General features: G+C 64.5%; 12 protein-coding genes. 3 read left to right on the forward strand and 9 right to left on the reverse strand.

Annotated features, from left to right (window positions below):
• Window positions 1-39: 39 nt before the first annotated feature.
• Window positions 40-2,784: a PAS domain S-box protein gene (locus tag AC629_RS24775; protein WP_084807560.1), complete on the reverse strand. Its 2,745-nt coding sequence runs from the start codon at window positions 2,782-2,784 to the stop codon at window positions 40-42.
• A gap of 304 nt (window positions 2,785-3,088) precedes the next feature.
• Between AC629_RS24775 and AC629_RS24780 the strand changes: the two genes are divergently transcribed.
• The gene (locus tag AC629_RS24780) at window positions 3,089-3,478 is read left to right on the forward strand and encodes a response regulator (protein ID WP_084807561.1); all 390 of its coding nucleotides are present in this window, start codon (window positions 3,089-3,091) and stop codon (window positions 3,476-3,478) included.
• A gap of 70 nt (window positions 3,479-3,548) precedes the next feature.
• Here AC629_RS24780 and AC629_RS24785 read toward each other — a convergent pair whose 3' ends face one another.
• From AC629_RS24785 to AC629_RS24805, 5 genes are all read right to left on the reverse strand, one after another.
• On the reverse strand, window positions 3,549-4,667 hold the full coding sequence (locus tag AC629_RS24785; RefSeq protein ID WP_084807562.1) for a branched-chain amino acid ABC transporter substrate-binding protein: 1,119 nt from the start codon (window positions 4,665-4,667) through the stop codon (window positions 3,549-3,551).
• Window positions 4,668-4,829: 162 nt separating this feature from the next.
• Window positions 4,830-5,573 (reverse strand): ABC transporter ATP-binding protein, encoded by a 744-nt coding sequence (locus AC629_RS24790; RefSeq protein ID WP_084807563.1) that lies wholly within the window; start codon window positions 5,571-5,573, stop codon window positions 4,830-4,832.
• Window positions 5,570-6,403: an ABC transporter ATP-binding protein gene (locus tag AC629_RS24795; protein WP_084807564.1), complete on the reverse strand. Its 834-nt coding sequence runs from the start codon at window positions 6,401-6,403 to the stop codon at window positions 5,570-5,572. The genes AC629_RS24790 and AC629_RS24795 overlap by 4 nt, the downstream gene beginning before the upstream one ends.
• Entirely contained in the window at window positions 6,400-7,701 is a 1,302-nt protein-coding gene (livM, locus tag AC629_RS24800; protein ID WP_084807565.1) for a high-affinity branched-chain amino acid ABC transporter permease LivM, read from the reverse strand. Before livM ends, AC629_RS24795 begins: the two co-directional genes overlap by 4 nt.
• A gap of 27 nt (window positions 7,702-7,728) precedes the next feature.
• Window positions 7,729-8,646: an ABC transporter permease subunit gene (locus AC629_RS24805; protein ID WP_084807566.1), complete on the reverse strand. Its 918-nt coding sequence runs from the start codon at window positions 8,644-8,646 to the stop codon at window positions 7,729-7,731.
• Window positions 8,647-8,893: 247 nt separating this feature from the next.
• On the opposite strand from AC629_RS24805, the gene AC629_RS47075 reads away from it, so the two are divergent.
• Window positions 8,894-9,070 (forward strand): hypothetical protein, encoded by a 177-nt coding sequence (locus AC629_RS47075; protein ID WP_168195579.1) that lies wholly within the window; start codon window positions 8,894-8,896, stop codon window positions 9,068-9,070.
• Window positions 9,071-9,250: 180 nt separating this feature from the next.
• A complete protein-coding gene (locus AC629_RS24810) occupies window positions 9,251-9,781 on the forward strand; it encodes a hypothetical protein (protein ID WP_084807567.1) in 531 nt (176 codons plus the stop codon).
• Here the strand turns inward: AC629_RS24810 and AC629_RS24815 are convergent.
• The 3 genes from AC629_RS24815 to AC629_RS24825 form a co-directional block, all read right to left on the reverse strand.
• Window positions 9,743-10,135 (reverse strand): carboxymuconolactone decarboxylase family protein, encoded by a 393-nt coding sequence (locus AC629_RS24815; protein ID WP_084807568.1) that lies wholly within the window; start codon window positions 10,133-10,135, stop codon window positions 9,743-9,745. The genes AC629_RS24810 and AC629_RS24815 overlap by 39 nt on opposite strands.
• A 125-nt stretch (window positions 10,136-10,260) precedes the next feature.
• Window positions 10,261-11,043 (reverse strand): 3-oxoadipate enol-lactonase, encoded by a 783-nt coding sequence (pcaD, locus tag AC629_RS24820; RefSeq protein ID WP_084807569.1) that lies wholly within the window; start codon window positions 11,041-11,043, stop codon window positions 10,261-10,263.
• 23 nt (window positions 11,044-11,066) lie between these two features.
• Window positions 11,067-11,845, reverse strand: a 779-nt coding sequence (locus tag AC629_RS24825) for a lyase family protein (RefSeq protein ID WP_245331989.1), incomplete at its 5' end; no start/stop codon positions are given.

Consider the following 11,845-nt stretch of genomic DNA (forward strand, 5'->3'; position numbering starts at 1 on the left):
CGCTGCAGGCATCAGCGATAGCGCACGGACACGGCGGGCTCAACTGGCGAGCGCCATCCTCAGCATCTTGGCGAGCTCGGATTTGCGATAGGGCTTGGCCAGCAGCAGCACGCCGGAATCAAGCCGGCCGTGATGGACGATGGCATTCTCGGTGTAACCCGAGGTGAACAGCGTCTTCAGATCGGGGCGGCGGCGGGCCGCCTCATCGGCAAGCTGGCGACCGTTCATGGCGCCCGGCATGATGACGTCGGTGAAGAGCAGGTCGATGTTCTTGTCGGCATCGATGATAGTGAGGGCTTCCGCCGCGTTGGCGGCTTCGAGCGCGACATAGCCGAGGCTCTTGATCTGCGTCACGACATATTGCCGCACCAGCGCGTCATCCTCGACGATCAGGATCTTCTCGTCGCCGCCGGTGATGGGCACGTTCTGGAGCGACTCGAACTCGGTTTCCAGCACGCCGCTCGAGCGCGGCAGGTAGATCTTCACGCTCGTGCCGTGGCCTTCCTCGCTGTAGATCTTGATGTGGCCGCCGGACTGTTTGACGAAGCCGAACACCATGCTGAGGCCGAGGCCCGTGCCCTTGCCGACCTCCTTGGTGGTGAAGAAGGGATCGAAAACCCGATCGAGCAGGTCCGGCGGAATGCCGCTGCCAGTGTCGCTGACCGCGATCATCACGTAATTGCCGGCAACCACCTCGGCATTCATGCTGGCATAGCCGTCGTCCAGGAAGATGTTGCGTGTTTCCAGCACCAGCGTGCCGCCGCCGGGCATGGCGTCGCGCGCGTTCAGGGCGAGATTGAGGATCGCGGTGGAAAGCTGACCGGGGTCGACCAGCGCCGGCCAGGCGTCCTCCGTGAGCTGAGGCACGATGGTGATCTGCTCGCCAAGGGTGGGATGCAGCAGCTTGGCCGCTTCGAGCGCGAGCGCATTGACGTCGATCTCGCGCGGCTGGAGCGGCTGCTTGCGGGCGAAGGCGAGCAGATGCTTGGTCAGTTGCGCCCCGCGCTCGGCGGCGTCGTCGATCAGCTTGGTGATGGCGGCGAGCTCGGGACGGTCGGCCACCGCATCGGACAGGATGCCGATCGTGCCGGTGATGACGGTCAGCACGTTGTTGAAGTCGTGAGCGACGCCGCCGGTCAATTGGCCGATGGCGTCCATCTTCTGGACCTGCCTGAACTGGGCCTCGGCGGCCTGCTTCTCGGTGAGGTCGCGGCCGATGAAGAAATGGCGCCTCGCCGGCTCGGACCATGTGCCCATCCAGTTCAGCGAGACCTCGTGGCCGTCGTAATGATAGTAGCGCGCCTCGAAGCTGCGCTTGACCTGGCCACGCCGCGCCGCGCGCATCTCGCCCCGCGTGTTCTCGAGGTCATCAGGGTGAATGAACTCGGTCGCGTTGTGGCCGATCAGGTCTTCCGGGCCATAGCCGAGGATGTCCTTCACGCTCGGGCTGACCTGGACGAAATTGCCAAAACCGTCGGTCACCAGAATCAGGTCCTGCGAGGTGTCGAAGATGCGCTGGCGCTCCTCGATCTCGCGGCGCAGCTTCTCTCGCGATTGCTTCTCTTCGGTGATGTCATGGGCAATCTCGGAGGCGCCGATGATTTCTCCGCTGTCCCACCTCAGCGGCGAGACGTTCAGCACGACGTCGAGCTGACGGCCGTCCTTTCGCACGCGGACCGTTTCGTGTCGGGCTATCGACTCGTTGCTGCTGATGCGGTTGAGCATGCTCCAGATCTCGGGCTTGCGGTCCTTCGGCACGATGATGTCGATCGGCTTGCCGATGGCCTCTGCGGCGGAGTAGCCGAACAAACGCTCAGCGGCCTTGTTCCAGCCCGTGATGATGCCGTCGAGGGATTTTGTGATGATGGCATCGTTGGAGGACTCGACCACGGCGCCGTAAAGTGCCAGGCGCCTGCCGTAATAGTCGCGATCAGTCGCCGACTGTTCGCGCAGCCGGCCAACGAGGCTCGCCGTGTTCGCCTGGAGGCGGACGTTCTCGGCAAGCAGCACGGCGAGCACGAAGCTGGAGGCGAGGAGGCCGTAGATCCGGCCGGCATAGAAGCCGAGATCGAAGCGCACGACGTTGACGATTGCGGACAGCGCGACATCGAACAGCCAGGCGCACATCGTGACCATGAGCCAGACGTCGATCACCGTGTGCGGCTTGCGGAACCACAGTGTGATCAGCGCCGCGAAGCTCAACGACCATACGAAAGAAGCCACGCCGATCATGGTGGTGGTGTAGTGGCCCTCGCTCAGCAGGACCGGCAGCAGGCCGTGCTGCGCAGTTACCAGCCAGGCGAAGACGGTCATCGCAGCGAGCACGCCGAGGACGGAGACCGCGATCGCCGGCGCTGCCGAGCCCGTAATCCTGTTGCCGCCATTGCTGTCGTCCTTCAGCCAGCCATAGGCGAGCACGAACAGCGGGAAGCCGCCGTGCCAGATCATGTAGAGCCAGACTGTGGTTTGCGAGCCCGCCCCGAACAGTCCGGTCGGGGTGAGCAGGCCAGGGAAGGTGAGGGCGTGGGTCACCGTGGCCGCCGCCGTGAACAGATAGCCGGTCGACAGCACCAGCAGCGCGCGGCTGCGCAGCACTGCGAATTGCGACAACAGAAGAACGGCGGTGATGATGTCGATGACTGCGAGCGCTGATTGATAGCTCGCCACGAAGGCGGGGACCTGCAACAGCGGCACGCCCGCGAACGGCACGGCCAGCGCGAACAGAATCGCGGAAATCCCGACGATCGCCAAAGCTGCAATGCGATCGCCCTGCGTAGCCGGCATGGTCGAAAGGAATGTGCTTCGGTCGTTGGGCGCTAGCACGTTGATCTCTCGTAAGCCGGCATGGTGGTCTCGCACGTCAATCTCTTCCAGCCGGGCTGCCGCTCCTCCATGGTAGCCGGCTCCGGGCGCGTATCGTGACAGAAAGCGCTTGCGGCTCAACCGAAGGTTACAGCTTACTTAACTTAAGGGAAGGCTCGGAGCGGGTAATTGGTAAGGAGGGCTTTACTGGACGGATTCATACTGCCTTGCCGTCCTTTTGCAGTGAATTGAACCAATTAATGATAGCAATTCGAGAGCTGTTCCCATGGCCCGTGTCCTCGTGATCGACGACCAGAAGGGCGTCCGCGCCATGATCGCGATGGTGCTCCGGGTCAACCATTATGACGTGGTCGAGGCCGAGAGCGGCGCGGCCGGCCTGAAGGCCTTCGGCGAGGGCGCTTTCGATGCCGCGATTGTCGACATTTTCCTGGCCGATACCAGCGGCGTGGATGTCATGGCCGCCATCCGCGAGCGGTTCCCCGCTTTTCCGATCGTGGCGGTCTCCGGTATGACCGCGCTGGATTTCATGGGCGAGGCGCCCGGTCTGGCCGATGTCGTCTGCCTGCAAAAGCCGTTTCGGCCGAACGACCTCCTGAGCGCGCTCAAGATTGCGCAGAGCCAGGCCGCAGCCTTCGAGCCTGCGCAAGCGGTCTGACACAAGAAAACGCCCCGGCGAACCGGGGCGCTTTGGCGATTGATCTGGCTAAAGGGTCAGCCCGCCTGTCTCAGGTGCCCTGGCCGCTGACTTCGGCGTAGCCACCCTTGGCGTCCCATTTGTAGACGACGTAGTCGATCTGCTTGATGTCGCCCTTGGCGTCATACTCGATCGGGCCGATCACGGTGTCCCACTTGCCGGCCTTCATTGCTGCCATGACCTTCTTGGCGTCGGTGCTGCCGGCCTTCTTGGCCGCCTGCGACCACACCTGCATCGCCGCATAGGTGTAGAGCGTGTAGCCCTCGGGATCGATGCCCTTGGCCTTGAAGGCCTCGACGATCTTCTTCGCGGTCGGCTTGTTGCGCGGATCGGGACCGAAGGTGAACAGCGTGCCTTCGCCGGCCGGGCCGGTGATGGAGGCGTACTCCTTGTCGGCGAGGGCGTCGCCGGCCATCAGGATCGTCTTGAGGCCCTGGTCGCGCATCTGGCGCAGGATCAGGCCGCTCTCCTGATGGTAGCCGCCGACATAGACGAGGTCGATGTTGTCGCGCTTCAATCGCGAGACAATCGCGTTGAAGTCCTTGTCGCCCTTGTTATAGGACTCGTACATCTTCTCGGTGATGCCGGCCTTGTTGAGCGCCTTCTTGGTCTCGTCGGCAAGGCCCTTGCCGTAAGTGGTCTTGTCGTTGAGGATCGCGATGTTCTTGCCCTTGAAATTCTTGGCAATGTACTGCGCCGCGATCAGGCCCTGCTGATCGTCGCGGCCGCAGACGCGCGCCACGTTCCACAGCTTGCGCTCTGTGAAGGCTGGGTTGGTCGAGGCCGGCGTGATCTGGAGCACGTTGCCGTCGGCATAGGCTTCGGAGGCGGGGATCGACGACGACGAGCAATAGTGTCCGGCGACGAACGGCACTTTCGCGCTGGCGATCTTCTCGGCAACCGAGCGCGCCTGCTTCGGATCGCAGGCATCATCCTCGACGTCGAGCGCGAGCTTCTTGCCATTGACGCCGCCAGCGGCGTTGAGGTCAGCCACGGCCATCTCGGCGCCGTTCTTCATCTGGCGGCCGAAGGCGGACTCGCCGCCGGTCATTGGACCGGCGACTGCGATGGTAACATCCTGGGCAAATGCCGCGCTCGATAGAGCGATCGATGCGCCGAATGCTAGACCGATGAGCTTCAGTGATTTCATGAGATACCTCGCGGGTGATCGCCTGTGGAAGTTGCCGGGCACGCCCGGTCCAAACCGGCGCCATTCTTGAATGAATTTGGCGAGAAGTCACCGGCAAAATACGGGTCTTTGCGGAGATATCTCGCCACATTCGGCCCGCACGCGGTCCGCCTTCCAGCCCGGTCAGCCGTGCCGGCCGCCTTCCAGGTAGGCGGCGCGAATCTCGGGGCGCTGCAGCAACTCGGCGCCGGTCCCGGCCAGCGTGATCAGGCCGTTGACCATGACATAGCCGCGATGGGCGAGCTTGAGCGCATGGTTGGCGTTCTGCTCCACGATCAGGACGGTCAGGCCGTCCTGCCGGTTCAGGGTGCGGATTGCATCGAAGATCTGGCGCGCGATCAGCGGCGCGAGCCCGAGCGAGGGCTCGTCGAGCAGGAGCAGGCGGGGGCGGCTCATCAGGGCGCGGCCGATCGCCAGCATCTGCTGCTCGCCGCCGGACAGCGTTCCGCCGCGCTGGGCATAGCGTTCCTTCAGGCGCGGAAACAGCGTGAACACGCGTGCCAGCGTGGCGTCGCGTTCGGTGTCGGTGCATTCGGTGGCGTCCGCCCCCATCTGGAGGTTTTCAGCGACGCTCATGCGCGGGAATATGCGGCGGCCTTCCGGCGATTGCGCGATGCGCAAATGCGCGATCGCGTGGGTGGGGACGTAGGTGATGTCGCGGCCTTCGTACAGGATCTGGCCGGCGCGGGCGCGCGGTTTGCCGAAGATCGTCATCATCAGCGTCGACTTGCCGGCGCCGTTGGCGCCGATCAGCGCCACGATCTCGCCGGCATTGATCTCGACGTCGACGCCCTTCAGCGCCTCGATCTTGCCGTAGGCGGCATGCAGGCCGCGGATCGCGAGCAGGGGAGTGGGTGCCGACGTCACGACCCGCTCTCCATCACGGCCACCGCCTCGTCTTCGTCGGAGCCGAGATAGGCGGCGATCACCTTGGGATCGTCGCGGACCTCGCGCGGGGAGCCTTCCGCGATCTTGACGCCATGGTCCATCACCACGATGTGGTCGGAGATTTCCATCACCACCGACATGTCGTGCTCGATCAGAAGGATCGAGGTGCCGAGCTCGTTGCGGATCGAGAGCAGGAGCTCGCTCAACGCGGCGCTCTCGCGTGCATTGAGGCCGGCGGCAGGTTCGTCCAGGCACAAAAGCGCGGGCTCGGTACACATCGCGCGCGCGATTTCGAGCCGGCGCTGGTCGCCATAGGCGAGATTGCCGGCGGCATCGTCGGCGCGGTCGAGCAGATTGACGCGCCTGAGCCAGTCGGTGGCGAGATTGATCGCCTGCTTTTCGGCGTCGCGATAGCCGGGCGCACCGACGAGGCCGAGGAAGGTGAAGCCGGAGGCGCGCATCAGTGTGTTGTGCTGCGCCACCATCAGATTCTCCAGCGCGGTCATGCCGGGAAACAGGCGGATGTTCTGGAAGGTGCGCGCCACCTTGGCCCGCTTGGCGATCCGGAAATCGTTCAGCCGCTCCAGCGCGATTGTCCTGCCGTCATCATGGGTGAGACGAATGGTGCCGCCGCTCGGCCTGTAGAAGCCGGTGATGCAGTTGAACACGGTGGTCTTGCCGGCGCCGTTCGGTCCGATCAGCGCGGTGATCTTCTTGCGCTCGGCCGCAAGCGACAGGTCCTGCACGGCGACAATGCCGCCGAAGCGCATGGTCAGCCGGTCGACGTTGAGAATCTTGTCGCCGCTCATCCGTGCCCTTCCTTGACAAGGTCGGAAGAGATCGCCTGCGCCTTGGTCAGATACACGGTCGGTGCGCGATGGCCGATCAGGCCGCGCGGCCGCCAGATCATGATCAGCACCATGGCCATGCCGAACACCAGCATGCGGTAGGTCTCAAGGCCGCGGAACAGCTCGAAGCCGCCGATCATGGCGAGCGCGGCAAGCGCCACGCCGAGCTGCGAGCCCATGCCGCCGAGCACGACGATGGCGAGCACCAGCGCCGATTCCTGGAAGGTGAAGGATTCCGGGCTGATGAAGCCCTGGCGTGTCGCGAAGAACGCGCCGGCAAAGCCGCCGAACATTGCGCCCGTCGCGAATGCCGTGAGCTTGGTGGTCGTGGTGTTGATGCCGAGCGCGCGACAGGCGACCTCGTCCTCGCGCAAGGCTTCCCAGGCCCGCCCGATCGGCAGCCGGCGCAGGCGGATCGTCACCCAGTTGGTCAGGAGCGCGAGCGCCAGGATGAGGTAGAAGAGGAAGATGATGCGATGGGTCGGCGAATATTCGATGCCGAGCTTGGCGGCGAGCCCGTCATCGCTGTTGTCGAGCGGGATGCCGAAGAACGAGGGGCGCGGAATTCCGGTGACGCCGTTGGGGCCGCCGGTCAGATCCTGCCAGTTGATGATGACGAGGCGGATGATCTCGCCGAAGGCGAGGGTCACGATGGCCAGATAGTCGCCGCGCAGGCGCAGCACGGGGAAGCCGAGCAGCATGCCCCAGAACGCGGCGAGAATGCCCGCGAGCGGCAGGCAGATCCAGAACGACCAGCCGAAATTGGTGGCGAGCAGGGCGTAGGAATAGGCGCCCACCGCGTAGAAGGCGACATAGCCGAGATCGAGCAGGCCCGCGAGGCCGACCACGACGTTCAGGCCCCAGCCGAGCATCACATAGGTGAGCACGAGGATCGCGAGGTCGAGGATATAGCGCTGGTCATAGAAGATGACAGGCACCAGCAGCGTGAAGATCAGCAGCGCGGGCGCGAGGTAGCGGCCGACGAACGACATGCCGCTCTTAACCGCCTGCGGCACCAGCTTCTCCGCGCCGGTCGGGCCGATCCACTGTCGCAACAGCTCGATCACGATCGAGCCGCCGAACACCGCGGCGACGAGGGATGCCAGGTCGCCGAAGCGCGTCCAATAGGTGAGCTGGCCGTCGGAACCCGCCTCGGTGCGGATGCCGACCATCAGCGAGAACAGCACCAGCGCGATCAGGGCGTTGATGAAAGCCGTCTTCAGGAGAGAGGGGATCCCCGTTGCAGGTTTGGCCGTCATGGTTGGGGGAGCTGTCACGCGCGACCGTCAGACTTTTTCGACTTCGGGACGGCCGAGCAGGCCGGTCGGCATGAAGATCAGCACGATGATCAGGATCGAGAACGCAGCGACGTCCTTGTACTCGACCGAGAAATAGGCCGACCAGAACGTCTCGATCAGGCCGATCGCAAGACCTCCGAGCATCGCGCCCGGCAGCGAGCCGATGCCGCCGAGCACGGCCGCGGTGAAGGCCTTGATGCCGGCGACGAAGCCCATGTAGAAATCGACCAGGCCGTAATAGAGCAGGTACATCAGGCCGGCGACCGCCGCGAGCGCTGCGCCGATCACGAAAGTCATGGAGATGGTGCGGTCGACGTCGACGCCGAGCAGCGCCGCCATGGTCTGGTCCTGCTCGCAGGCGCGCATGTCGCGCCCGAGCCGGGTGCGCGAGACCAGCCAGGTGAAGATCGCCAGCAGCGCGATGGTGGTGAGCACCACCATGATCTGGATGTTGGAGAGCTGGATCACGAAGCCGTCCGCGCTCTCATGCAGCGTGTAGCCGCCGGTGATGAAGGGCGGGATCGGCTTGACGCGGGCGCCTTGCGCCACCTGCGAGTAGTTGGTCAGCACGAAGGACATGCCGATCGCCGACAGCATCGGGGCAAGGCGGAAGGAGTGGCGCAGCGGCCGGTAGGCGATGCGCTCGATGGTCCAGCCATAGAGCGCTGTGATCGCCATCGAGACCAGCAGCACGACGAGCAGGATCACCGGGATCGCGGTCAGGCCGAGTGAGATCAGGATCAGGAAGGTGATCAGCGCGATGAAGCCGCCGATCATGAAGATGTCGCCATGGGCGAAGTTGATCATGCCGACGATGCCGTAGACCATCGTGTAGCCGATGGCGATCAGGCCGTATATCGAGCCCAGGACGAGGCCGTTGATGAGCTGCTGGGCGAAATAATCCATGCGCTGCCGTATCAAACCTGGTCAGAGAGTCTTGGGCCCCGGCAGCCCTTGAGCATTCTCATCGTTTTGTAACAGGAGGGAACTGGCGGCTGCAACTGGCCAAGCATTGGCATAAAGGCTTGTACAGAGGTCATTTCGTTACCGATGTCCCGGTTCCGCACTTGCGAGGAACCGGGTTCCGCGAGGCAACAAAATTCGACGCCGGCCGTTGTCTCGTCTCTGACGTCCAACAAGGGAGTTTCCCCCAATGACGAAACAGCAGAGTCAGAATCCGGGTCAGCAGGGTCAGAACCCCGGCCAGCAGCGCCCCGGACAGCAGCAGGGCGGCGGCCAGAAACCCGGACAGCAGCAGCAACATGACCCGATGCGCCAGGGCGACAAGCCCGGACAGCAGGGTGGTGGTCAGCGTGGCCAGGACAAGTAGCTAGGGAGCCGAGGAGCTAAGAGAGCCCCGCCGAAAGGCGGGGCCTTTTTCTGTGGGGGCGAGGCCCACCGGGCCGGTTAAGGTAAACAAAGGGTTTAAATTGCCGCCTCAGTCTGATGGGAGTTAGCTCCCGGCAAAGCCTTCCGTTGAAGGCGTGTAGCAGGCGAAGCGGGAAGCGGTATGTTCAGGAACTGGCGGATCGGCTCGGTCAACGGCGCGCTGCTGGCGGCCTATTTCATCCCGGCCTGGACGCTCGTTGCCTTCAACATCATGGTGGCGCCGGTGCATGGCCTCTATGAGCGGCCGAGCGTCGCGGTCGCGCTGTTCCTCAGCGACCATCTCCAGATGGCGGGGATGAGCACGGTGCGCGCCGCCTGGCTTCTGGCGCTGGGACGGCTGACCGTCGTGGCGTTCTTTGCGATCTACCTTGCGCTTCTCTGCATTCCCCGCATCCGCAAGAGCGGCGGCAGCGACGAGGCGCTCGGGATCGCGCTTGCAATCGGCAGCGTGATCTCGTTTGCAAGCATGGTGATGGCCTCGAAGGTCGGCGAAATGGCCGCGCTCCAGCTGCACGCCACCGAGCTCCTGCTGTTACTCGGTGCTGCGATCGTGGTGCTGATCGAACGGCCCGAGGCGGCGCCGCAGGCCGCCCAGGCCCAGGCTCCCGTGTCGCTAAGCCTTGAGCAGGCCGAGCTCCTGCACAATCGCTGAAGCTTCCTTCACGGCGTGGTTCGCCGCCGGCACGCCGCAATAGATCGCCTGCTGGAGCAGGATTTCCTTAATGTCGTCGGGGGTGAAGCCACCCTCGGCGAGCGCCGCGCGCACATGCAGGCGGAACTCGTCCCATTGCCCGAGCGCGACCATGGTGCCGATCACCAGCACCCGGCGCGTGCGCTCGTCGAAATGTGGCCGCGTCCAGATCTCGCCCCAGGCATAGCGTGTAATCATGTCCTGGAAATCGGTGTTGAACGCATTGCGGTTAGCGATCGACTTGTCGACCCAGGCGTTGCCCAGCACTTTTCGGCGTACGTTCATGCCGGCATCGCGGCGCTTCTGGTCGTCCATTCTATCCTCCGGCGAGTCATTCCGGGGCGCCTCGAAGAGGCGAACCCGGAATCTCGAGGTCGTGAAATGCGGATCGTCATTCCGGGTTCGATGCTTCGCACGCCCCGGAATGACGATCGGCTCGATCAGCGCTGCGTCAGGAAGCCCACCACCGCGTCGGTGAACGCGTGCGGCTGCTCGACGTTGGAAATGTGGGCGGCGTCGATGATGGTCATGCTGGCGCCGGGAATCTTCGAACGGATCAGTTCACCCGCCGAGATCGGCGTCGCCATGTCGTGGCGGCCGGCGATCACCAGGGTCGGGCTCTTGATCTTCGGCAGCAGCTCGCGCAGGTCCAGCGTCGACAGCGCCTCGCAGCAGGCGAGGTAGCCCTCGACGGGGGTGGCGAGCAGCATCGATTTCATCCTGGCGGTGATGTCAGGCTCGCGCTCGCGGAAATCCTGCGTCAGCCAGCCGGCGATCACGGCATCCGCGACGGCGGCGATGCCGCCCTTCTTCACCGCGTCGATGCGCTCCAGCCATTTGGTCGGCTCGGCATAGTAGCAGGAGGTGTTGGCGAGGATGAGCTTGCCGAACCTATCAGGCGCATTCGCGCCCAGCCATTGCCCGACCATGCCGCCCATCGACAGGCCGCACCAATGCACCTTCTCGATGTTGAGGTCGTCGAGGATCGCGAGCACGTCGCGGCCGAAGCGCTCCATCGTATAGGGGGCAGGCGGAACGTTGGACTTGCCGTGGCCGCGGCGGTCGTAGCGGATGACGCGGAACACCTGCGTCAGCGCCTTCATCTGCGGCTCCCACATCTGCAGCGTGCAGCCGAGCGAATTGGAGAGCATCAGCGTCGGTCCGCCGTCGCGGCCCTCGACGGAGACGTTGATCAGGCAACCGTCGGCATCGATCATGGGCATGCGGCGTCTCCGTACTATTCCTGCTATTCGCGGTCGAGGCTGTCGAGCAGGCGGTCGATCAGGGCCTGCGATGCACCTTGATAGGCCATCGGCTCGAACAATGCCGCAATTTTTTCCGGCGAAAGATGCGCGGTGACCTGCGAATCGGCCGACAGCACATCGCGCAGATGTTTTTTCTCGATAACCGCGCGCTTGCTCGCGGCCTCGATGAGATGATGCGCATCGCTCTTGCCGATCTTCTCGGCCAGCGCGAAGGTGACCGCTTCCGCCATGATCAGGCCCTGCGTCGCATCGAGGTTGCTGCGCATGCGCGCGGCGTCGACGTCGAGCCCTTCCGCGATGTCGACGATGGCGGCAAGCGCGCCTGAGGTGACCAGCATCAATTGCGGCAGCGTCGGCCATTCCGCGTGCCAAGGCCCGGCGCTGCGCTCGTGGTCCTGCACCTGCGCGGCCAGAATGGTCGCGGCGAGTTGCGGGGCCATGGTCGCGGCGCCCAGCGCGCTTGCGGCGGCGACCGGATTGCGCTTGTGCGGCATGGTCGAGGAGCCGCCGCGGCCTTCGCCGGCGGGCTCGAACGCTTCGGCGACATCGGTCTGCATCATCAGCGAGACGTCGCGCGCGATCTTGCCGCAGCTGCCGGCGAGAATCGCGAACGCCGACGCGGCCTCCGCGATGCGGTCGCGATGGGTGTGCCAGGGCGCTTCCGGCAATGGCAGGTTCAACTCCTGCGCCAGCCGCTCGGCGATCGCGAGCCCGTTGTCGCCGAGGGCGGCGAGCGTGCCGGCCGCGCCGCCGAATTGCA

It is taken from the genome of Bradyrhizobium sp. NAS80.1 (assembly GCF_001908205.1).
Taxonomy (GTDB): domain Bacteria; phylum Pseudomonadota; class Alphaproteobacteria; order Rhizobiales; family Xanthobacteraceae; genus Bradyrhizobium.